The sequence below is a fragment of the [Borrelia] turdi genome, from assembly GCF_030439285.2.
In the GTDB taxonomy this organism is placed as follows: domain Bacteria; phylum Spirochaetota; class Spirochaetia; order Borreliales; family Borreliaceae; genus Borreliella; species Borreliella turdi.
The window spans coordinates 280,778-302,295 of record NZ_CP124018.1 but is presented as its reverse complement, the minus strand read 5'-3'; the positions used below and the strand labels follow the sequence as shown (position 1 = coordinate 302,295).

The following is a 21,518-nucleotide window of genomic DNA, read 5'->3' as shown; positions in this document are numbered from 1 at the left end:
TGTAAAATGGGATTATTTTCAAGCATTAATATAGCTTCAACGGGATTAACAGCACAAAGGTTGAGGATTGATGTTATTTCTAATAACATTGCAAATGTTTCTACTTCTAGAATTCCTGATGGTGGGCCTTATAGAAGGCAAAGGATTGTTTTTGCTCCAAGGATTAATAATCCTTATTGGAAAGGGCCTTTTATTCCAGATTATCTTGATAATGGTATTGGGCAAGGAGTTAGGGTTGCTAGTATTGAAAAAGATAAGTCCCCATTAAAATTAAAATATGATCCAAGTCATCCTGATTCAATAAGTTTTGGAGAGAAAAAAGGGTATGTGGAGCTTCCTAATGTTAATTTAGTTGAAGAAATGGTAGATATGATTTCAGCTTCTCGTGCTTATGAGGCAAATTCTACTGTTATCAATAGCAGTAAGTCTATGTTTAGAAGTGCGTTGGCTATACTTCAAAGCTAAAGGGGAGATCATTTGGTGAGAATAGATGCTTTTTTTACAGAGAATAATATTAATTTGGTTAAAAAAAATCCTTTGCATTTTGATGTAAATCTTTCTAGTTCTAAAGGCAGTACTAAAAACAATGATATTAAAACATTTAAGGATGTTTTAATAAATACGATTACTGATGTCAACAAAACCCAATTAAATGTTTCTAAAGTCATGGAACAGGCTATTCTTAGGCCGAATAGCATTGATGTTCATGATCTTGTAATAGCTATGTCTAAGGCTAATATGAATTTAAGCATTTTAAAGGCCGTTGTTGAGAGAGGTGTGAAGGCTTATCAAGATATAATCAATATTCGTTAAGGAGCTATAAGATTTTGAGCAAATTTTTTACTAATTTTTTTGTTTCAGCAAAAGGAATCTTCAAAAAAGCTAGTACGGTTCAGAAAATAGCCTTGGGATTGATTATTTTTTTTGTGATTCTCGCGCTTGTTTTTTTGGTAGGGTTTTCTACTAAAAGTCAAAGTATTGCTCTTTTTGGAGTTGAAATCAAAGATCAATATCTCTTAGATAGAATATCTCAAAGACTTGATAGAGAAAATGTTAAATATTTTTTGAGTTTTGATGGAAGAATTTATTTAGATGATGAAAAGCTTGCAAAAAAAATGAGAGCAATTCTTGTCAGAGAAGAACTTGTGCCTGTCCATATGGATCCATGGGCTTTGTTTGATATTGATAGATGGACTATTACTGATTTTGAAAGAAGCATTAATCTTAGAAGGTCTATTACAAGAGCGGTTGAACAGCATATTGTAGCTTTAGATGATGTTGATGCTGTTAGTGTAAATCTTGTTATGCCAGAGAAAGTTCTTTTTAAAGAAGCACAAGAGCCTGTCAAGGCATCTGTTAGGATTACTCCAAGGCCAGGTTCTGATATTATTACAAATAGAAAAAAAGTTGAAGGACTTGTTAAGCTTATTCAGTATGCCATTGAAGGTCTTGAATCTGATAATATTGCTATTGTTGATAATAGCGGAACGATTTTAAATGATTTTTCTAATTTAGATGGAATAGATAGAATCGACTTAGCAGAAAAAGAGCGTAAATTAAAGCTTAAGTATGAAGCTATGCTTAGAGGAGAAATCGACTCTGCATTAAGTAAGGTTTTATCTGTTGATAGATTTATGATAGCAAGAATAAATGTAAAACTTGATACTTCAAAAGAAACTACAGAATCTAAAGAGTATGCTCCTATTGAGCTTCAATCCCAAGATCCAAAAGCTTCTTATAACACTAGAAAAGTAAGTGATTCAACTATTATATCTTCTCAAACTCAAAAAAAAGAATATCAGGGTCAAGGATATAGTCCATGGGGGCCTCCTGGACAAGAAGGCAATACTCCCCCTGAATACCAGGATTTAAGCGATATTACTGGTAAATATAATGAGTCTCAAGAGATCAAAAATGTTGCTTTGAATGAAAAAAAATCTACAAGCGAAAAGGAGCCTGCTAGGATAGTAGGTGTTTCTCTTGGTATTTTCGTAGATGGTATTTGGAATTTTGTGTATGATGAGAAGGGAGATTTCGTAATAGAAAATGGAATGAGAAAAAGAGAATATAAGCCTATGGCATTAGAAGAAATAAAAAATATTGAAGATGTTTTGCAAAGTTCTTTTGAATATAAGCCAGAAAGAGGCGATTCAATAACGGTTAGAAATATATCTTTTGATCGTATGAATGAATTTAGAGAAATAGATGAAAATTATTTCTCAAGTGAAAGGTTTAAATATTTTTTATTTATTGCAAGTATAATATTTTCACTATTAATTATAGCATTTACAATATTTTTTGCTATTTCTAGAGAACTTGAAAGACGAAGGCGTCTTAGAGAAGAGGAATTGGCAAAGCAAGCACATTTAAGACGTCAACAAGCCTTAATGGATGGTAGTGACGACATTGGCGTTGATGATGTTGTTGGTGGGATTAGAGAAGGTGATGAGCTTCAAAATAATGCTGAGCTTTTAGCCAGAGAAAAGCCAGAAGATGTTGCTAAGCTTATAAGAACATGGCTTTTGAAAAACGCGTAGAAGGTAGTAATTGATATGGAAGAAAAAAAAGAAAAGGAGATTCTTGATGTTTCTGCTTTAACGGGTAAGCAAAAGGCTGCTATTTTATTGGTTTCAATAGGTTCTGAAATCTCTTCTAAAGTGTTTAAGTATCTTTCTCAAGAAGAGATAGAGTCTTTGACATTTGAGATAGCAAAGCTTGAGACAATTACTTCTGAGCTTAAAGACAATGTTCTTTTAGAGTTTAAAGAATTAATGATGGCTCAAGAATTTATTCAAAAGGGTGGAATTGATTATGCAAGAGAGCTTCTTGAGAAATCTCTTGGGACTCAAAAAGCAGTTGACATTATTAATAATTTGGGGTCCGCTTTACAGTCTAGGCCTTTTGAATTTGTAAGAAGAGCAGATCCTGCAAATATTTTAAACTTTATTCAACAAGAACATCCCCAGACTATTGCTTTAATTCTTTCATATCTTGATCCCCAAAAGGCTTCTTTTATTCTTTCTAGCTTACCTACAGAAGTGCAGACCAATGTTGCAAGGAGAATTGCATTAATGGATAGAACTTCTCCTGAGGTTGTAAGAGAGGTTGAGAGGGTTCTTGAGAAAAAGCTAGCTTCTCTTTCTTCAGAAGATTATACATCAGCAGGAGGAGTTGACAATGTTGTTGAGATAATTAATATGGCTGATAGAAAGACTGAGAAGTTTATTATTGAATCTCTTGAAGAAGAAGATCCAGAGCTTGCAGAAGAGATTAAGAAGAAAATGTTTGTATTTGAGGATATAGTTTTGCTTGATGACAGATCTATACAAAGGGTTTTAAGAGAGATAGATGGTCAAGAGTTAGCAAAAGCTTTAAAATCCGTAGACATTCCTGTCCAAGAAAAAATTTTCAAAAATATGTCAAAAAGAGCAGCTTCAATGCTTAAGGAGGATATGGAATTTTTGGGACCTACTAGGCGAAAAGATGTTGAGGAATCCCAGCAAAAAATTGTTTCTCTTATTAGAAAATTAGAAGAACAAGGAGAAATAGTTATTTCAAGAGGTGGTGAAGAAGATGTGCTTGTCTGATAAAGGAGTTTTGTTTGCCTAAGGTTTTATATAAATCATCAGAAGTTGATAATTCAGTAAAGTTTGAATTTGTTGAGATAGCAAAGCCTGTTTTTGAATCTTTGGAAATTAAGGAAAAGGAAGGCAAGGTTCATGACATAGAAAGTAAAATTGCTGATCTTAAAGAAGAATTGCAATTTTTAAGAGATGAAAAATTACGACTTGAAGAGGAGCTTGTTAAAAGGCAAGAACTTGCTAAAGAAGAGATCCAAATTGAATCTAAAAGGCTTATCGAAGAGGCTAAGGTAAAAGCCAATGAAGTATTAGAGGCAGCCAAGCAGGAGGCAGATCTTTTACAAAGGGAAGCTATTTATAAGAAGGAGTCTATTGAGGCTGAATCTAATGCTGAGATTGAAAGGCTGGCAAGAGAGTATGAAGGAAAATTAAAAACGGATCTTGAGATAGCAACAGCTAAAGGCAGAGAAGAAGGATATAGTAAGGGCTATGAAAGTGGCTTTGAGGATTTTGACAAAGTTATGAGGAAGTTGAATAGCATAATAGCATCTTTGATAGTCGAGAGGAAAAGTATTCTTGAATCCTCGGGTGGTCAAATAGTAAGTCTTGTTATGCAAATTGCAATTAGGGTTGTTAAGAGAATTACGGATTCTCAAAAAGATATTGTCTTAGAAAATGTTAATGAGGCGTTAAAAAGGGTAAAAGATAAAACACAGATTACCATTCGTGTAAATCTTGATGATTTAGATATTGTTAGACATAAAAAAAGCGATTTTATTTCTAGATTTGATGTTATAGAAAATTTAGAAATAATAGAAGATCCCAACATAGGTAAAGGTGGCTGTATAATTGAAACTAATTTTGGAGAAATTGATGCTCGTATTTCTTCTCAACTTGATAAAATAGAAGAAAAGTTTAAAAATTTTTCTTTATTAAGTTAAGTATCTAAAGGAATTTTAGTGAGCAATTTTTTTGAAAATTATTTAAGGCAATTAGATGATATTGAAACTGTCTCTTTTGTTGGCAGGGTGCAAAAAATAAAGGGTCTTTTAGTTGAAAGTTTGGGACCTCAGTGTGCTGTTGGAGATTTGTGTTTAATTGATCAAAGAAATAATAAAAAGGTATGTGCTGAGGTTTTAGGCTTTAATGGTCCTTATGTTAGTCTTATGGCTTATGAAGGATTTAGTGGGATTGAAGTTGGAAATAAAGTCTATTCTTTAAATAAAGGGCTAGAAATAAATCTTAGTGACGAGCTTTTAGGAAGAGTTATTGATTCTCTTGGTAGGCCTATTGATAATAAAGGGTCATTTTTAAACAATAGATATAAAGAGTTAATTTTTGAAAAAATTAACCCAATCAATAGAAGTATTTTTGAAGAGCAAATATTAACAGGAGTTAAAGTTCTTGATGGATTTTTGCCAGTTGCAAAAGGACAAAGAGTTGGTATTTTTTCTGGGGCTGGCGTTGGCAAATCTACTTTGCTTGGTATGATTGCAAAAAATTCAAATGCAGATGTAAATGTTATTGCTTTTATCGGAGAGAGAGGTCGAGAGCTTAATGAGTTTATTGAATATGAACTTGGTGAGGAGCGTTTAAAAAAAAGTGTTTTAGTTGTTTCAACTTCTGATGAATCGCCCATATCAAGGTATAAGGGAGCTTATGTTGCTACCATGATAGCAGAATACTTTAGGGAGCAAGGTAAAGATGTGGTTTTGCTTTTTGATTCTATTACTAGGTTTGCAAATGCTAAAAGGGAGATGTCTCTTTCTTTAGGAGAGCCTCCGGTGGCTAAAGGTTATCCGCCTTCTGTTTTTGTTGAAATTCCAATTTTACTTGAGAGATCAGGTTTTAATGGTAATGGAGGAAGCGTTACTGGATTTTATACTGTTCTTGTTGAGGGAGATGATTTTGCAGAACCCGTGGCTGACAATATTAAGGCTGTTTTGGATGGTCATATTATTTTAGACAGAGATTTGTTTGATAGAGGAATTTATCCTTCAATAAATATTCTTAGTTCAACTTCAAGATCTATTCATAGAATAATAAGTTTAGAAAAACAAAAATTAATAATGAAAGCTAGAAATTTATTGTCTGTTTATAAAGATTATGAAGATCTTGTTAGAACAGGAATTTATCTCAAAGGATCTAATAAGGATGTTGATTTTGCAATTTCTAGGTATTCTAAAATTATTGATTTTATTTCTCAAGGAATAAATGAAACATTTGATTTTGAAAATTTAGAAGATGAAATAAGGAAAATATTATCTTGAATGATTTAAACTTTAGAAAACAAAAGCTTAATAAAATATTGACCATTAGAACTTATTATCGAAAGTTAAGTGAGAGAGACTTAATGAATTTAAATAAAAAAATTTCAAAAATAAATCAATTTTCAGATGGGATTCCGAATCTTTTAAAAAGTATGAATAGCTTTGATAATCTTTCCATAAGAGGTTATATAGACTGTTTGAATTATAAAAAAAAACAAAATTTTAAAATTCTTGAAAAACTTAAAAAGTATCATAATGAGTGTTATGATGTTTATGTGGATAAATATAGGGATGAAAAAAAGATTAAGATATTAATAAAAACCTTAAATGATTCTATAATTAAAGATAGAGAAAAGAAGGAAAGCTTACTGCTAGATGAGCATATAAATTATAAAGTTTGTCAAAATCTGAGGATTGAAAGTGAATAATTTTTTATCTTTCTGCTTTAGGGCATTTTTTTTGTTATTTTTAATTGTTATTTTATTTTTCTTTATATTATTCTTTGTTGATTTTCTTGGGATGTATAATACTAAGAGATATTTCCCTGACTTTGTTAGAACTAAGTTTTTAGGAGAAACTTCTCTAGCTTTTAATCATAATTCTAATATCATTCTTGATGAAGCTAGACTTATTAAGGAAAGAGAGGCTATTGATATTAAGAATCAGGAGATTGAAAAGCTTAAAGAAGATCTAAAGTTGAAAGAAGACAGTTTAAATAAGCTTGAATTTGAGCTTAAGCAAAAGCAGAAAGATTTGGATTTGAAACAAAAGGTAATAGACGACATTATAAATAAATATAATGACGAGGAAGCAAATATTTTACAAACAGCTATATATTTAATGAATATGCCACCAGAAGATGCTGTTAAGCGACTTGAGGGTTTAAATCCTGAGCTTGCTATATCTTATATGCGGAAAATTGAAGAGGTTTCTAAAAAAGAAGGCCGGCTATCAATTGTTCCTTATTGGCTGTCTCTTATGGATTCTAAAAAAGCTGCTATATTGATTAGAAAAATGTCTGTTAGTTCATTGGAGTAGTGCTTATATGAGTAATTTATTAAATTTAAGTAAAGCTTATAACAATAAATTTAATCTTTTAAATACAGTTAAAGGGTTAAGTTTAAATGTATCTAAAGTAGAATCTATAGGGAATGCAAATTCTTTTTTAAATATTATTTCTTCTGAATCTAAAAAATTATCAAAGCTAAAACCAATGATATTTGATTTTTTAAATTTTTTTAAAGATAATGGGCTTATTTCTAAAAATTTAAAAAAATCGACTTTAAACAAATCCCTTTTTTTAAAAAAACTTGAAAATGAGGCTTTTGTTTCTGATCTGAAATTCTTGATTTCTAAAATGAATGTTTTTTCAGATTTTGAAGGGTTAAATAGCATTAAAGAAAATCTATCATTTAATTTTGATAATTTTGATTTTTTAAATAAAGAAAAATTTTTTGAAAAAATTGAAAGACTTTGTTTGGCGTTTAATGATTTAATTTCTTTTTTGGGTTTTAATTTTTCAACTTCCTTGATTAATGATTATTATAATCAGATAAGCTTGAATGATAAAAAGGAAGAAAAAAATGTTATTAACATTGATGTGAAAAATTTTAAGAAGAATAATAGTGATCATAATGATTTTGTTTTTTTAAAGTTTAGTTTAAATTCAATTGATGGTCAAAATTTTGTTGGCAAGTATAAGGTTAAAGAAATATCGGACGATTTTTTAAAAGGTTTTGTTGAAGAATTTGTTAATTATAACATAAAAAACTCTAAAGAGGTTGATAATTTTGATTTTGTTAGTAGTTTAAAGCCAGAGTGGAACCTTAAGATTAATAAAAATATTGTGGATAAAGCTAAAGTTGTGTTAAAATCGAATAATACAGGAGAGATCAAGTTGGTTTTAAAGCCCAAAGAGCTTGGTAGCATACGAATTAATTTAAACCTTGATTCTAATAATAATTTATTGGGAAAGATTGTGGTGGACAATCAAAATGTTAAAATGCTTTTTGACCAAAATATGCATTCATTAAATAAAATGCTTGGTGAGAGTGGTTTTAATGCTAGCTTGAATCTTTTTCTTGCAGGTGAAAATTTAAATTCTTTTTCTAAAAATTTTAAAGATGACTCTAAAGATCAAAATTTCCATTTTGGTTATAATAAATTTTTTCAAATTGAAGAAGAAGTTGAATTTTCTTTCAATTTGGATAAAAATGTTAATTTAATTGTTTAGAGGATGGAGCTTAATGAGTAAAATGAATAGCGTTGAAAATGTTTCTAATTTGACTATTAGTAGTAAAATTAAAAAAGAATCAGATTTTAAGGTTGACAATGTAGCTAATAAAGTTAATCTTGGCAAGGATGATTTTTTAAAGTTGCTCGTTACTCAACTTAGGTATCAAGATCCTACAAATCCAATGAAGGATAAAGAGTTTATTGCTCAAATGGCGCAATTTTCGGCTCTTGAGCAAATGACCAATATGAGCAAATCATTTGAAAAATTGTCATCTTCTTTAGAAGGAAGAAGAGATTTGGATTTATTGGGTAAAGTAATTAAATTTCAGCATATTGATGGGGAGATCGTTGAAGGTCGTGTTACAAGCATTAAGACCGGAGCAATACCCCAAGTTATGGTTAATGGTAATTATTATGTATATAAAAATATATTGTCGGTAGGTTTGGAGGACTAATTATATGATGAGATCTTTATATTCTGGTGTTTCTGGTCTCCAGAATCATCAAACAAGAATGGATGTTGTTGGAAATAACATCGCGAATGTAAATACAATTGGATTTAAAAAGGGAAGAGTAAATTTTCAGGATATGATATCTCAGTCTATTTCTGGAGCTTCTCGTCCTACTGATTCTCGTGGTGGGACTAATCCTAAGCAAGTTGGATTAGGCATGAATGTTGCCTCAATTGACACTATTCACACTCAAGGAGCTTTTCAAAGTACTCAAAAAGCATCTGATCTTGGGGTTAGTGGTAATGGATTTTTTATTTTAAAAGACGGTGATAATTGGTTTTATACAAGAGCTGGTGCTTTTGACGTAGATTCTGATCGACATCTTGTAAATCCTGCAAATGGAATGCGAATTCAAGGTTGGATGGCAAGAGATTTAGAAGGTGAAAAGGTTATCAATACAGCCTCTGATGTTGAAGATCTAATTATCCCTATTGGAGATAAAGAGGGGGCAAAATCTACCAAAAACATTACTTTTGCCTGCAATCTTGATAAGAGATTACCTGTAATTCAAGAAGGTGCAAGTTCAGCAGATATTGCACGCGGAACTTGGGTTGTCAATAAGTCATTGTATGATAGCTTTGGAAATGTTAGTGTTCTTGAACTTAGAATTGTAAAAGATCTAAATACTCCTAATTTATGGAATGCAACAGTGTTAATAAATGGTGAGCAAAATTCAAATTTTACACTTGGGTTTGACAATGAAGGAGCATTGGCATCTTTAAATGGGCAACCAAGTCAAAAAGGAGATATTCTCCAAATCCCCATAACATTTAATGTTTTAGGCGCAAATGTAGGAGAAGTTGGCGAGCAGCAAACTGTAAATTTGAAATTAGGAACAGTTGGAAGTTACACCGACTCAATCACTCAGTTTGCTGATTCTAGTACTACAAAGGCTATTATTCAAGATGGATATGGCATGGGATATATGGAAAATTACGAAATTGATCAAAATGGTGTTATAGTTGGTGTTTATTCAAATGGTATAAGGCGAGATCTTGGCAAGATTGCTCTTGCTTCTTTTATGAACCCCGGAGGACTTGCAAAATCAGGCGATACTAATTTTGTAGAAACAAGTAATTCAGGTCAGGTTAGAATAGGTGAAACTGGACTTGCTGGGCTTGGTGATATTAGATCTGGTGTTTTAGAAATGGCTAATGTTGATCTTGCAGAACAGTTTACAGATATGATAGTGACTCAAAGAGGGTTTCAGGCAAATGCCAAAACTATTACCACTTCTGATCAATTATTGCAAGAACTCGTAAGATTAAAAAATTAAGCTAAGATTATTTTTTAATATATGATTTTTGTAACTAAGCTTAATGGTTATGGATATTATTTAAATCCTTGTCATATTGAAAGTATTGAGGCTAATCCTGATACTACAATTCTTCTTATGAATGGCAAAAAGTTAATTGTAAAAGAAAAAGTTGAAGAGGTGGTCAATAGAATTAAGCTGTATAGGAAAGAGGTTGCTTCTTTTGAAAAAATCGTAGGAGGAGGAAATGGGGGAGTTGAATTATGAATTTAGCTAGTATAATTGGGTGGGGAGTTGGATTTGGAGCTATTTTAATTTCCATGGCATTTACTCCTACAGGACTTGGTGTTTTTTGGGATTTAAGCTCTGTTTTTATTACTGTTGTTGGATCTTTTTCTGCTCTTATGGCTTCTTCAGAAGTTATTGCTGTAAAAAAAATTCCAACGTATTTGGGATTTTTCTTTAGAAGGAATTCTTATGCTAAGATTTCTATTATAAAAATATTAGTAGAACTTTCAGAAAAGGCTAGAAAAGAAGGTCTTTTATCTCTTGATGATGAGCTTGAACAAATTAATGATCCATTTTTTAAGTCAGGAATGAGGCTTGTTGTTGATGGTGCAGATCCTGAGGTAATTAGGACTATGCTTTATTTAGAGCTTGATCAAATGCAAGAAAGGCATAAAGTTGGTTCAGAGCTTTTTAAGACTTGGGCAAAGCTTGCCCCGGCTTTTGGTATGACGGGGACTCTTATTGGACTTGTAGCTCTTCTTGGTAATTTAGAGGATAAGTCTGCGCTTGGTTCTTCTATGGCTGTTGCTCTTATTACAACTCTTTATGGAACTATAATGGCAAATTTAATGTTTATTCCTGTCCAACTTAAGTTGGAGAAAATTGATTCTGAGGAAGCTGCAGTAAAGACAATGATAATTGAGGGGGTTTTGTCAATTCAGTCCGGAGATAATCCTAGGATTTTAGAGCAAAAATTGATGACTTTTTTAACTCCCAAAGATCGTAGTCATCTTGGCAATAGCATTGGGGGTGAATAATGGCCTTGCGAACTAAAAAGCCTTTAAAATGTGATGAAGGATCACCAGATTATATGTTGACCTATGGAGATATGGTTACTTTGCTACTTGTATTTTTTGTTACAATGTTTTCATTAAATGATATTATTTTTCAAGAAAATGTAATAAGGATAATGTCTGCTTCTTTCACCGGTGCAGGATTTTTTAAAGGCGGTAAAACTTTAGATTTTAATAAATTATCTTATCTGAGCAATAGTTTTATGTCTTTACCTTCTACTGTACGCAATAAGCAAGCATCTCAGACTGCTAAAAATAAATCTATGATTGAATTTATTGAAAAAATCCAGTCTAAAAATATTATGGTTAGACAGGAAGAGAGAGGTATTGTTATATCTCTTGCAGCAGACGCATTTTTTGATTCTGCTAGTGCAGATGTTAAGCTTGAAGACAATAGAGATTCTATTCAAAAAATAGCATCTTTTATTGGGGTTTTAAGCTCTAGAGGATATAATTTTAAAATAGAAGGGCATACGGATAATATTAATACTGATGTAAATGGGCCTTGGAAAAGCAATTGGGATCTTTCGGTTGCAAGATCTGTTAATATGCTAGAACATATTTTAAACTATTTAGATGAATCTAATGTTAAAAGCATTGAAAATAAATTTGAAGTGTCTGGTTTTGGAGGAAGCAGACCTATTGCAACAGATGATACTCCTGAGGGCAGAGCTTATAATAGAAGAATTGATATATTGATTACTACGGATGCATCTTTAAGTTTTCCTAAGGAGATTAAGCAGTAATAATTCTTTTTAACTATAAATAAGAAATTAATAGGAGGGATTTTATTATGCCAAATAAGGATGATGAAAATTTAGACATAGGGGATTCTAATGTTAGTAGAAAAGGCGGTTTATTGCCTGATATTATAATAAAAATTTTGCAGATACTTGCGATAGGAATATTTACTGTTGCGATAATGATAATTGTTTCTTACTTTGTATCTAAAATGGTTGTAAGCCAAAGTGGAGCTCCTAGTGATTTTCCGGTTTTTTCTAATGAATACTTGGGAAAGCCGCCTATGCTTATATGGTATGAAAGTATAGACGAGATTAGAGGCAATACTTTAGATGTTCCTCCAAAAACTTTTGTTGTAAAGCTTGCTTTAGGATATGCAGAAAATAACGTTAATATTCTCAATGAGCTTGGAAGACAAAAAGTGCGCTTGAAAGATATTATTAGAGAATATTTTAGCCAAAGAACTGGTCAAGAAATAAAAAATGAAAGTCAAATAAAAGCAGAAATTAAGGCAAGAATTAATAGTATTCTTAGAAATGGAGAAATAAAAGAAATAGCATTAACCCAAATTGATATTTTCGATATGTAATAAATTTAAAGGAATTTTAAATGGCAAATAATCCAGGAGCTTTATCTCAAGATGATATAGATAGTCTTTTAGAGTCTATTAACTCATCTGAGAGTTTATCGTTAGACGAATCCCTTTCTAATGTTATATCTAGCCCTACAGGCAAAAAGCAAAAAGTTAAAATTTATGACTTTAAAAGGCCAGATAAATTTTCAAAAGAGCAGGTCAGAACGGTTTCAAGTTTTCATGAGGCATTTGCTAGGTACACTACTACCTCACTTTCTGCTCTTTTGAGAAAAATGGTTCATGTTCATGTGGCTTCAGTTGATCAATTAACCTATGAAGAGTTTATTAGGTCAATACCCAATCCCACAACTTTAGCAATAATAAATATGGATCCCCTTAAAGGATCTGCTATTTTTGAGGTTGATCCAACCATAGCATTTGCTATAGTAGATAGGCTTTTTGGGGGAGATGGAGATACGATTAAAGATAAAAGTAGAGATTTAACAGAAATTGAGCAGTCTGTCATGGAAAGCGTTATTATTCGTATACTTGCTAATATGAGAGAGGCTTGGTCTCAAGTAGTTGATCTAAGGCCAAGATTTGGGCATATTGAGGTCAATCCACAGTTTGCTCAGATAGTCCCCCCTACAGAAATGATTATTTTAGTAACTCTTGAGGTTAAAATAGGAAAAGTGGAAGGGCTTATGAATTTTTGTTTGCCCTATATTACTATAGAACCTATTGTTTCAAAATTGTCAACAAGATATTGGCATTCTTTGATTGGGGTCGGCACTACTAGTGAGAATCTTGATGCTTTGCGAGAAAAGCTGGAAAATACAGCTATGCCTTTGATAGCAGAAATAGGAGAAGTTAAACTTAAAGTAAGAGAAATTTTATCGCTTGATAAAGGGGATGTTTTAAATCTTGAATCTTCTCTAATAAATAAAGATTTAACTTTAAAAGTTGGGACTAAAGAAAAGTTTAAATGTAGAATGGGTTTAATGGGAAATAAAGTTTCAGTACAAATTACAGAAAAAATTGGAGATATAAAAGGTTTTGATTTGTTAAAAGAGCTTACAGAAGAGGTTGAGTGATAGTTATTTTTTTTATTATAGTTTAAATTATTAAGAGGTTAAATTATGAGTGTAGATGAAAAAAGTGATAGTGTAGAAAAGCCAGAAATAAAAGGGGTTAAACTTCCTGATTTAATTGATACTTTGCCAGAAGGAGTTGATCCTAGTAATTTTGGGCTTTTAATGGATGTTTCTATGCAGCTTACTGTAGAGCTTGGAAGAACAGAGCGCAAAATAAAGGATATACTTGGTATGTCTGAGGGTACGATTATTACTCTTGATAAACTTGCTGGTGAGCCCGTAGATATTTTAGTAAACGGCAAAATAGTTGCCAGGGGAGAAGTAGTTGTAATTGATGAGAATTTTGGAGTTAGAATTACTGAGATAATTAAAACTAAAAATGAATAATAGATTTTTATTTTTAGTTTTTTTGGCGTTTTCTAATTTTTTTACATATGCTAATTCACAAGAGCAAGTAAATTCAACATTTACTGATTTAGAAAATGAATCTAGCTTACCAATCTTTGAAGAGGATAAAACAAATCTTGCTAACAATAATAGCGTTCAGCCCGTTTCTCTTTTTAATGTTTTTGATTTGGTTAAGATAGTTTTGTTTTTGCTTATTGCTTTTTTTATATTTTTCTTATTTAAGAAGTTGGTTTTTTATTCAAAAAAAAGCAAATATGAACAAAATTCTGATTTAATTAAGGAGCTTGTTTTTTACGAGATAGATGTCAAAAATTCAATAAGAATTATAAATATATTAGACAATGTTTACATATTTTTAGTTTCTAGCAATTCTTTTATTTTGCTTAAAGAAGTTAAATCTGAAGAAGAGCTAGAAGATTTAAAATTTAGGCTTAGCAAAACTAATAATTCTACTAAGAAAGATTCTTTTAAATCAATCTTTAAGAAAATGTTGCTCAAAAAAGAAGAGATTCCTTTTTCTGGGAATGATTATATTAAACTTGAGAAGAAAATTGAGACTTCGCTTAAGGATAAACAAGATAGATTAAAAAAATTTTAGAGGGTTTATTTTGAGAAAGTGTTTTAATTTTTTTTTATTTTTTAGTGTAACAAGTTTGTCTTTTGCTCAAACAAAATCTTTGCAAGCTACTAAAGGTCTTAGTTTCCCGTTTTTAAATTTTGAAAATATTGGCAATTCAGAGATAGCTTTTTCTTTACAACTTTTGATTCTGTTAACCATTATTACTCTTTCTCCAGCATTTTTAGTTTTAATGACTTCGTTTTTGCGAATATCCATAGTTTTGGATTTTATTAGGCGTGCCTTATCTCTTCAACAATCTCCTCCTACTCAGATAGTAATGGGATTAGCTTTATTTTTAACTATTTTTACTATGTGGCCAACTTTTAATGTTATATATAAGCAAGCTTATTTGCCCTTTAAAGAGTCAAAAATAAATTTTGATGAATTTTATAATAAAGGAATTGCTCCTCTTAGAATTTTTATGTACAAACAGATGTCTGATGGGCGTCATGAAGAGATTAGATTATTTATGAGTATTAGCAGTTATGATCGACCAAAAAATTTTAGCGAAGTGCCAACGCACGTATTAATTGCGGCTTTTATTTTGCACGAGCTTAAAGTGGCTTTTAAGATGGGAATTTTAATATTTTTACCTTTTATAGTTTTAGACATCATTGTTGCTTCTGTTTTAATGGCTATGGGTATGATAATGTTACCCCCTGTAATGATATCTTTGCCTTTTAAGTTGATTCTTTTTGTAATGGTAGATGGCTGGACTTTAATTACTAGTGGTCTTATTAAAAGTTTTATGTAAGGGGATGTAATGACTGCAGGACACATTCTTTATTTAATTAGAATTTCTATTGAAAACATTATTATTTTATCAGCTCCGATGTTGATTATAGCTCTTATAGTTGGTCTTTTGATTTCAATTTTTCAAGCCATTACTTCAATTCAAGATCAAACTTTAAGTTTTATTCCAAAAATTATTGTTATACTTTTAACTATTGTGATTTTTGGTCCTTGGATTTTGAATAAGCTTATGCAGTTTACTTATATGATTTTTAATCAATTGCAAAGTGTTTAATTTATGACTTAAAATGCATTATTTGGATGAAATTTTGAATTTGAATTTTTTAGTTTTAAAATCTTTTACAATTTTACCAGTGTTGGTTAGAATTTTTATGTTTTTAAAATTTTCTCCATTTTTTTCAACAATAAAAATTGGATATTTTAATTTTTTCTTTTCCTTAATTCTTTCTATAATTGTTGTTGAAAAGATTAAAATTATTTATCCTTTAGACAATATGTTTTCTTTTTCTCTGATTTTATTAGGGGAGGCTATTTTGGGTCTTATTCAGGCATTTTTTGTTAGTATAATTTTCAATGTTTTTCATTTAGTTGGATTTTTCTTTTCTAATCAAATTGGGCTTGCTTATGCAAATATTTTTGATGTTTTCTCAGAAGAAGATAGCATGATTATTTCGCAAATTTTTGCTTATTTATTTTTACTTTTGTTCTTATCAAGCGATTTTTTACTTCGTTTTTTTGTGATTGGTATATATGATTCTGTTTTGAATATTAGGGTTGAACATTTGGTTAATATTAGAAATTCAGAATTTATCAAGCTTTTGCTTATGTCTTTTGGATTTCTTTTTGAAAAAGCTTTATTAATTTCGTTTCCAATATTGGCGTTGCTTTTACTTTTTTATCTGGTATTAGGAATACTCTCAAAATCATCACCCCAGATTAATTTATTAATAATTAGCTTTTCAACTTCGCTATTTTTAGGGTTGTTAATTTTATATATTGGATTTTCAAGTTTAGCAATATCTTCAAAAAAAGTGATTGAACTTTCCTTAGATTCTCTTGCCGGTTTTTTAAAATTGTTTTCTAGAGTTTTAAAATAATGATAAAAGATGAGCTTTTAATTAAAAGTTGGTACATTCCTCTTGATTTTTTTTCTGCAGATGATGAGGGAAGAACCGAATTACCTACTGATCAGAAAAAGCAAAAAGCAAGAGAAGAAGGGCAGGTATTAAAGTCCACTGAAATTAATACTGCTGTTAGTCTTTTGTTATTATTGTCATTGTTTTTTTTTATGCTTTCTTATTTTGCTTTAGATTTAGTAGCTGTTTTTAAAGAGCAGGTTAGCAAGCTTCCTGAAGTTATGAGTATTAGTGTTTATGCTATGGGTTTTGCATATATTAGATCCGTTATGGGGTATGTCGTTTTATTTTTTATTGCATCCTTAGCTGTTAATTTTTTTGTTAATATTATTCAAGTAGGCTTTTTTATTACTTTTAAATCTTTGGAGCCAAGGTGGGATAAAATTAGTTTTAATTTTTCCAGATGGGCAAAAAATTCTTTTTTTTCATCAGGAGCTTTTTTCAATTTGTTTAAAAGTTTGTTAAAAGTTGTTATAATATGCTTGATATATTATTTTATTATAGAAAACAATATAGGCAAAATTTCTAAGCTTTCAGAGTATACTCTCCAGTCTGGGATTTCTATTGTGTTGGTGCTTGCCTATAAGATGTGTTTTTTCTCAGCGATGTTTTTGGCAATTGTCGGAGTGTTTGATTATTTGTTTCAAAGGTCTCAGTATATCGAGAGCCTTAAAATGACAAAAGAAGAGGTAAAGCAGGAAAGAAAGGAAATGGAAGGTGATCCTTTACTTCGATCTAGAATAAAAGAGAGAATGAGGGTTGTTTTAAACACTAATTTAAGAGTAGCCATTCCTCAAGCAGATGTGGTAATTACAAATCCAGAACATTTTGCAGTTGCTATTAAGTGGGATAGCGAAACGATGTTAGCTCCAAAGGTACTTGCAAAAGGCCAAGATGAAATAGCTCTTACAATTAAAAAAATTGCAAGAGAAAATAATATTCCTTTAATGGAAAATAAGCTGCTTGCAAGAGCGCTTTATGCTAATGTTAATGTTAACGAAGAGATTCCAAGAGAATATTGGGAGGTTGTTTCAAAAATTCTTGTGAGAGTATATTCTATTACTAAAAAGTTTAATTAGAGGTTCTATTTTTGGATGCTACAAAAAATTCTATATTAGGATATTTAGGACTTAATAATAAGTCTGATTTAATAATTTCGATTGGTTTAATATTTATTGTTGCTGGATTTATCTTACCCCTTCCAGCGGTTATTTTAGATGTTTTGATTACGATTAATTTAGTAATAAGTCTTTTAATTATTTTAATTGTTCTTTATTCTAAGAGATCTCTAGATTTTTCTGTTTTTCCCACCTTATTGCTTGTGATGACTATTTTTGGTCTTGTTCTTAATATTTCTTCTACGAGATTAATTTTAACTAAAGGTATAAATTTTGATGGGCAAATGATAAGAACATTTGGTACATTTGTTGTAGGTAGTTCTGGAATTCAAGGACTTGTTGTTGGATTTATAATATTTATAATAATTATTGCTGTTCAATTTATTGTAATTACCAAGGGAGCGACAAGGGTAGCTGAAGTTGCAGCTCGATTTGCTCTTGATGCGCTTCCCGGAAAGCAAATGGCTATTGATTCTGCTTATAGCTCTGGAAATTTGACAGAAGAAGAGGCTACAAGGCAAAAAAACGATTTACAATCTGAAGTCAATTTTTATGGCGCAATGGATGGAGCTTCTAAATTTGTATCAGGAAACGTTAAGGTTGGATTTTTAATAACTCTTATAAATATTCTTGGTGGTTTATTGGTAGGAATAACTTTACAAGGTCTTAACTTTAATGAAGCTCTTAATAATTATGTTTCATTAACAGTTGGCGATGGTCTTGTGTCTCAATTGCCGGCGCTTTTAATTTCAACGGCTACAGGCTTGATTGTTACCAGGTCAATTTCAAAAAATAGTTTTGGTGGCGAGATTTTTGAGCAATTCACAAATCATTTAGGAATTTATTGGATTGTTTCTGGGTTTTTGTTTTTTTTAGCTTTTCTTCCTGGATTTCCAACCTTAATTCTTATTTTTTTAAGTTTGCTGATTGCATTTTTAGCTTATTCTCTTTCAGGAATGAGGCGTAAAGAAGAAATTGCTGAAAAAATAAAACTAGAAGAAGAGCAAGCAGCAATTTATTCAGATAAAGATGTTGCGCCTGTTGTTCCTCTTGATCCATTGGCTCTTGAGATTGGGTATAATCTTGTTCCAATAGTTGATGATACAAAAACCTCTGAACTACTCGATCGCATTGTTAAGATAAGGCGCGAGATTGCATTTGAATTTGGAATAGTTGTTCCTAAGATTAGGATAGTTGACAATATGCGACTTCAGCCCAATGCTTATTCTTTCAAACTAAGAGGAGTTGAAGTTGGGCGGGGCGAGATTAAACTTGGTAAATTTTTAGTGATAAATGTTGGAATTGATTCTGGAATAGATGGGGATCTTGTTAAAGATCCTTCATTTGGACTTCCTTCTCTTTGGGTAAATGATGATGGGCGAGAAACCGCTGAAAAATTGGGATATACTGTTGTAGATCCCCCCTCGATTATTGCTACCCATATGACAGAGCTTATTAAAAGACATTCTTACGAAATTTTGACTCGCCAAGATGTTCAAAATACTCTTGATGTTTTTAAAAAAGATTATGGAGCTATTGTTGAAGAGGTTCTTAAGAATTTTTCAGTTGGCGAGATTCAAAGGGTTTTACAGGGACTTTTAAAAGAGCAGGTTTCAATTCGAAATTTGGTTACAATTTTTGAAACAATTGCAGATTTTACAAGTATCACTAAGGATATATTTTTCTTAATTGAAAAATGTAGACAATCAGTTGGAAGGCAAATAACTAGCGGGTATTTAGACTTAAATTCTGAGCTTAATGTAATAACTTTAAACCCTAGTTTTGAACAAATAATAATTGATTCTCGTGTAGAATCTAATCATGATCTTATAAGTTCAATTGATCCTAATTTAAAAGCTAAATTTATTTATGAACTTTTCAAAATTGTAAACGAGGTTCAAGCAGAAGGATTTTATCCAGTTGTTCTCTCAAGCGAATCGTCAAGACCTATAATAAAGGTGATAACAAGCAGGGAGATTCCAGAGCTTGTTGTTATGTCTGTTTTAGAGGTTCCCCAAAATATTAAAGTTAATGTTCTTAAAACAGTAGAGGTTGAAGAGTAGGATTATGGTTCAGTATTTTACAGAGAAAGGTCCAACTTATAATGAAGTTATAGAAATAATTAAGAAAAAATATGGTAAGAATGCTAGGGTTATGACCTATAAAACTATTCCTCATGGAGGGATTTTAGGTTTATTTAGCAAAGATTGGGTTGAAGTTTCAGGTTATGTTAGGTATGACATTGGTAATCAACAGATTAATGTTGAAGATGAAAAGCGGAAGATTCTTCAAAGCATTAAAAGAGAAGAAAATTCTTCAATTGAAGATGTTTTAAAAGAAGTTAAATCTCTTAAAACAGAACTTGCTAATAAAAAAGAAAATATTAATCATCCAACAATTACAAAAATTGAAGATATTTTAAGAGAAAATGATTTTTCTGAAAACTATATTAAAGACATTAATGAATTTATTAAGAGAGAATTCAGCTTGTCAGATCTTGATGATTATGAGAGAGTTAGAGAGGACGTTGTTTTATATATTGCAAAAACAATTAAATGTTCTGGATCTATTATCGATGATCTTAAAAAAAGGGTTTTTATTTTAGTTGGTCCAACAGGTGTTGGAAAAACTACCACAATTGCAAAACTTGCAGCAATTTATGGTATTAATGGAGAATCTAAGAGTTTGAATATTAAGATTATTACTATTGATAATTATCGTATTGGGGCTAAAAAACAAATTCAAACGTATGGTGATATTATGGGGATTCCAGTTAGAGCAATTGAGTCTTTTAAGGATTTAAAAGATGAAATTACCGATTCAAAGGATTTTGATCTTATACTTGTTGATACAATTGGTAAAAGTCCTAAAGATTTTATGAAGCTTGCTGAGATGAAAGAGCTTCTTAATGCTTGTGGAAGAGATGCTGAATTTCATTTGGCTGTGAGCTCTACTACAAAAACATCAGATGTTAAAGAAATATTTCATCAATTCTCTCCTTTTAATTATAAAACTGTGATTTTTACCAAAGTGGATGAAACCACTTGTGTTGGAAATTTGATAAGTTTGATTTATGAAACTAAGAAAGTAGTTTCTTATGTTACAGATGGGCAAATTGTTCCTCATAATATTAGCGTTGCAGAACCACTTACTTTTATTAGAAGAATAAATGGTTACAGAATAAGCGATGATGCAGAGTTTATTAAGAAGATAAAAAGTAAATCTTATTATTAAGGAAAGTTATAATGGAAGATCAAGCTCAAAGTTTAAGAGATATGATGAGATTAAATGGTAAATTTAATTTCTCAGTTGATGAGAAAGTTCAAAACAGTAAAACAAGATTTATTGCTGTTAGTAGCGGTAAAGGCGGTGTTGGAAAAAGCAATATTGCAATTGGACTTGCTCTTAAATATTCTGAGCTTGGCAAAAAGGTATTAATACTTGATGCTGACATTGGAATGGCCAATGTTAATATTTTACTTGGAGTTATTCCTAAGTATAGTATATATCATATGATTGCTCAAAGTCGTGACATTAGAGAAGTTATAACAAAGACAGAGTACAATATTGATCTTTTAGCTGGCGCTTCTGGTACGATGGAGCTTTTAGATCTTTCTGATGTTGATGTTAATAAATTTATAAAAGAATTATTAAAAATATATGAATATGATATAGTTGTAATAGACACTAGTGCTGGGATTTCAAGGCAAGTTATTTCATTTTTGCTTTCTAGTGACGATGTTGTTATTGTTACTACTCCAGAGCCCACTTCTATTACCGATGCTTATGGAATAATAAAGGTTTTGTCTTATAAAATGGAAAATTTAAAAAATTTAAGACTTATTGTCAATAGAGTATCCAATGTTAGCGAGGCTAAGGGAGTTGCCAAAAAGGTTATAGATATTTCAGGACAATTTTTAAATTTAAATATTGATTATTTGGGGTATATTTACGAGGATCAAAACATTAGAAGTTCTGTTTTCAAGCAAAAGCCTTTTGTTTTAGTAAACCCAAACAGTAAAGCTAGTTATTGTCTTGATTCTATTGTTGCCACTCTTGAGGAGGTTTCTCTAGATGGTAGAAAAAGAAGGGGTGTTATAGGCTTTATATTAAGATTTTTTGGTGTGGAATAGGGCGGCA

Annotated in this window: 25 protein-coding genes; all 25 read left to right on the top strand. The window is 30.9% G+C overall.

Annotated features, from left to right (window positions below; genetic code table 11):
• Positions 1 to 6: 6 nt before the first annotated feature.
• From flgC to QIA31_RS01865, 25 genes are read left to right on the top strand one after another with little or no spacing between them, the layout of a single operon-like run.
• Complete coding sequence (gene flgC / locus QIA31_RS01985; RefSeq protein ID WP_301394039.1) at positions 7 to 465, top strand: flagellar basal body rod protein FlgC; 459 nt, start codon at positions 7 to 9, stop codon at positions 463 to 465.
• Between the two features lie 12 nt (positions 466 to 477).
• On the top strand, positions 478 to 813 hold the full coding sequence (gene fliE, locus QIA31_RS01980; RefSeq protein ID WP_301394038.1) for a flagellar hook-basal body complex protein FliE: 336 nt from the start codon (positions 478 to 480) through the stop codon (positions 811 to 813).
• Positions 814 to 827: 14 nt separating this feature from the next.
• Complete coding sequence (fliF, locus tag QIA31_RS01975) at positions 828 to 2,537, top strand: flagellar basal-body MS-ring/collar protein FliF (RefSeq protein WP_301394037.1); 1,710 nt, start codon at positions 828 to 830, stop codon at positions 2,535 to 2,537.
• 15 nt (positions 2,538 to 2,552) lie between these two features.
• Positions 2,553 to 3,587, top strand: a complete 1,035-nt coding sequence (gene fliG, locus QIA31_RS01970) for a flagellar motor switch protein FliG (RefSeq protein ID WP_002556889.1) — start codon at positions 2,553 to 2,555, stop codon at positions 3,585 to 3,587.
• 14 nt (positions 3,588 to 3,601) lie between these two features.
• Positions 3,602 to 4,522: a flagellar assembly protein FliH gene (fliH, locus tag QIA31_RS01965; protein WP_301394036.1), complete on the top strand. Its 921-nt coding sequence runs from the start codon at positions 3,602 to 3,604 to the stop codon at positions 4,520 to 4,522.
• Between the two features lie 18 nt (positions 4,523 to 4,540).
• The gene (locus QIA31_RS01960; protein ID WP_301394035.1) at positions 4,541 to 5,851 is read left to right on the top strand and encodes a FliI/YscN family ATPase; all 1,311 of its coding nucleotides are present in this window, start codon (positions 4,541 to 4,543) and stop codon (positions 5,849 to 5,851) included.
• Positions 5,848 to 6,279, top strand: a complete 432-nt coding sequence (locus QIA31_RS01955) for a flagellar protein FlbA (RefSeq protein WP_301394034.1) — start codon at positions 5,848 to 5,850, stop codon at positions 6,277 to 6,279. The genes QIA31_RS01960 and QIA31_RS01955 overlap by 4 nt, the downstream gene beginning before the upstream one ends.
• Positions 6,272 to 6,889, top strand: coding sequence for a periplasmic-type flagellar collar protein FlbB (locus QIA31_RS01950; RefSeq protein ID WP_301394033.1), 618 nt, complete (start codon positions 6,272 to 6,274; stop codon positions 6,887 to 6,889). The genes QIA31_RS01955 and QIA31_RS01950 overlap by 8 nt, the downstream gene beginning before the upstream one ends.
• Before the next feature lie 7 nt (positions 6,890 to 6,896).
• Positions 6,897 to 8,084, top strand: a complete 1,188-nt coding sequence (locus QIA31_RS01945) for a flagellar hook-length control protein FliK (protein WP_301394032.1) — start codon at positions 6,897 to 6,899, stop codon at positions 8,082 to 8,084.
• A 13-nt stretch (positions 8,085 to 8,097) separates the two neighbouring features.
• On the top strand, positions 8,098 to 8,541 hold the full coding sequence (gene flgD / locus QIA31_RS01940) for a flagellar hook assembly protein FlgD (protein WP_301394031.1): 444 nt from the start codon (positions 8,098 to 8,100) through the stop codon (positions 8,539 to 8,541).
• Positions 8,542 to 8,545: 4 nt separating this feature from the next.
• Positions 8,546 to 9,874, top strand: a complete 1,329-nt coding sequence (gene flgE, locus QIA31_RS01935; protein WP_301385550.1) for a flagellar hook protein FlgE — start codon at positions 8,546 to 8,548, stop codon at positions 9,872 to 9,874.
• Positions 9,875 to 9,895: 21 nt separating this feature from the next.
• Positions 9,896 to 10,120: a flagellar FlbD family protein gene (locus QIA31_RS01930; RefSeq protein WP_301385549.1), complete on the top strand. Its 225-nt coding sequence runs from the start codon at positions 9,896 to 9,898 to the stop codon at positions 10,118 to 10,120.
• Entirely contained in the window at positions 10,117 to 10,899 is a 783-nt protein-coding gene (locus tag QIA31_RS01925; protein WP_301385548.1) for a motility protein A, read from the top strand. The genes QIA31_RS01930 and QIA31_RS01925 overlap by 4 nt, the downstream gene beginning before the upstream one ends.
• Complete coding sequence (motB, locus tag QIA31_RS01920; protein ID WP_151074278.1) at positions 10,899 to 11,681, top strand: flagellar motor protein MotB; 783 nt, start codon at positions 10,899 to 10,901, stop codon at positions 11,679 to 11,681. The genes QIA31_RS01925 and motB overlap by 1 nt, the downstream gene beginning before the upstream one ends.
• 47 nt (positions 11,682 to 11,728) lie before the next feature.
• Positions 11,729 to 12,265 carry a flagellar basal body-associated protein FliL gene (fliL, locus tag QIA31_RS01915; RefSeq protein WP_151059948.1) on the top strand — a complete coding sequence of 179 codons (537 nt, stop codon included), beginning with the start codon at positions 11,729 to 11,731 and terminating at the stop codon, positions 12,263 to 12,265.
• Positions 12,266 to 12,285: 20 nt separating this feature from the next.
• The gene (fliM, locus tag QIA31_RS01910; RefSeq protein ID WP_151059947.1) at positions 12,286 to 13,344 is read left to right on the top strand and encodes a flagellar motor switch protein FliM; all 1,059 of its coding nucleotides are present in this window, start codon (positions 12,286 to 12,288) and stop codon (positions 13,342 to 13,344) included.
• 45 nt (positions 13,345 to 13,389) lie between these two features.
• Complete coding sequence (gene fliN / locus QIA31_RS01905; protein WP_151073456.1) at positions 13,390 to 13,731, top strand: flagellar motor switch protein FliN; 342 nt, start codon at positions 13,390 to 13,392, stop codon at positions 13,729 to 13,731.
• Complete coding sequence (locus QIA31_RS01900) at positions 13,724 to 14,350, top strand: flagella biosynthesis regulatory protein FliZ (protein WP_301385547.1); 627 nt, start codon at positions 13,724 to 13,726, stop codon at positions 14,348 to 14,350. The genes fliN and QIA31_RS01900 overlap by 8 nt, the downstream gene beginning before the upstream one ends.
• 10 nt (positions 14,351 to 14,360) lie before the next feature.
• The gene (fliP, locus tag QIA31_RS01895) at positions 14,361 to 15,125 is read left to right on the top strand and encodes a flagellar type III secretion system pore protein FliP (protein WP_151073454.1); all 765 of its coding nucleotides are present in this window, start codon (positions 14,361 to 14,363) and stop codon (positions 15,123 to 15,125) included.
• Positions 15,126 to 15,134: 9 nt separating this feature from the next.
• Positions 15,135 to 15,398 carry a flagellar biosynthesis protein FliQ gene (gene fliQ / locus QIA31_RS01890; protein WP_301385546.1) on the top strand — a complete coding sequence of 88 codons (264 nt, stop codon included), beginning with the start codon at positions 15,135 to 15,137 and terminating at the stop codon, positions 15,396 to 15,398.
• 34 nt (positions 15,399 to 15,432) lie between these two features.
• On the top strand, positions 15,433 to 16,221 hold the full coding sequence (fliR, locus tag QIA31_RS01885; protein WP_151059943.1) for a flagellar biosynthetic protein FliR: 789 nt from the start codon (positions 15,433 to 15,435) through the stop codon (positions 16,219 to 16,221).
• Positions 16,221 to 17,339, top strand: a complete 1,119-nt coding sequence (gene flhB, locus QIA31_RS01880) for a flagellar biosynthesis protein FlhB (RefSeq protein ID WP_301394030.1) — start codon at positions 16,221 to 16,223, stop codon at positions 17,337 to 17,339. The genes fliR and flhB overlap by 1 nt, the downstream gene beginning before the upstream one ends.
• Before the next feature lie 11 nt (positions 17,340 to 17,350).
• The gene (flhA, locus tag QIA31_RS01875) at positions 17,351 to 19,441 is read left to right on the top strand and encodes a flagellar biosynthesis protein FlhA (RefSeq protein ID WP_301394029.1); all 2,091 of its coding nucleotides are present in this window, start codon (positions 17,351 to 17,353) and stop codon (positions 19,439 to 19,441) included.
• A 4-nt stretch (positions 19,442 to 19,445) separates the two neighbouring features.
• Positions 19,446 to 20,612 (top strand): flagellar biosynthesis protein FlhF, encoded by a 1,167-nt coding sequence (gene flhF / locus QIA31_RS01870; RefSeq protein ID WP_151059940.1) that lies wholly within the window; start codon positions 19,446 to 19,448, stop codon positions 20,610 to 20,612.
• Positions 20,613 to 20,623: 11 nt separating this feature from the next.
• Entirely contained in the window at positions 20,624 to 21,511 is an 888-nt protein-coding gene (locus tag QIA31_RS01865) for a MinD/ParA family protein (protein WP_151059939.1), read from the top strand.
• The last annotated feature ends 7 nt before the right edge of the window (positions 21,512 to 21,518 follow it).

Excerpts from the sequence above, each read along its gene's own strand:
- flgC (WP_301394039.1), top strand. The coding sequence starts at position 7 with ATGGGATTATTTTCAAGCATTAATATAGCTTCAACGGGATTAACAGCA.
- fliG (WP_002556889.1), top strand. The coding sequence starts at position 2,553 with ATGGAAGAAAAAAAAGAAAAGGAGATTCTTGATGTTTCTGCTTTAACG.
- QIA31_RS01945 (WP_301394032.1), top strand. The coding sequence starts at position 6,897 with ATGAGTAATTTATTAAATTTAAGTAAAGCTTATAACAATAAATTTAAT.
- flgD (WP_301394031.1), top strand. The coding sequence starts at position 8,098 with ATGAGTAAAATGAATAGCGTTGAAAATGTTTCTAATTTGACTATTAGT.
- flgE (WP_301385550.1), top strand. The coding sequence starts at position 8,546 with ATGATGAGATCTTTATATTCTGGTGTTTCTGGTCTCCAGAATCATCAA.
- QIA31_RS01930 (WP_301385549.1), top strand. The coding sequence starts at position 9,896 with ATGATTTTTGTAACTAAGCTTAATGGTTATGGATATTATTTAAATCCT.
- QIA31_RS01925 (WP_301385548.1), top strand. The coding sequence starts at position 10,117 with ATGAATTTAGCTAGTATAATTGGGTGGGGAGTTGGATTTGGAGCTATT.
- motB (WP_151074278.1), top strand. The coding sequence starts at position 10,899 with ATGGCCTTGCGAACTAAAAAGCCTTTAAAATGTGATGAAGGATCACCA.
- fliL (WP_151059948.1), top strand. The coding sequence starts at position 11,729 with ATGCCAAATAAGGATGATGAAAATTTAGACATAGGGGATTCTAATGTT.
- fliM (WP_151059947.1), top strand. The coding sequence starts at position 12,286 with ATGGCAAATAATCCAGGAGCTTTATCTCAAGATGATATAGATAGTCTT.
- fliN (WP_151073456.1), top strand. The coding sequence starts at position 13,390 with ATGAGTGTAGATGAAAAAAGTGATAGTGTAGAAAAGCCAGAAATAAAA.
- QIA31_RS01900 (WP_301385547.1), top strand. The coding sequence starts at position 13,724 with ATGAATAATAGATTTTTATTTTTAGTTTTTTTGGCGTTTTCTAATTTT.
- fliQ (WP_301385546.1), top strand. The coding sequence starts at position 15,135 with ATGACTGCAGGACACATTCTTTATTTAATTAGAATTTCTATTGAAAAC.
- flhB (WP_301394030.1), top strand. The coding sequence starts at position 16,221 with ATGATAAAAGATGAGCTTTTAATTAAAAGTTGGTACATTCCTCTTGAT.
- flhF (WP_151059940.1), top strand. The coding sequence starts at position 19,446 with ATGGTTCAGTATTTTACAGAGAAAGGTCCAACTTATAATGAAGTTATA.
- QIA31_RS01865 (WP_151059939.1), top strand. The coding sequence starts at position 20,624 with ATGGAAGATCAAGCTCAAAGTTTAAGAGATATGATGAGATTAAATGGT.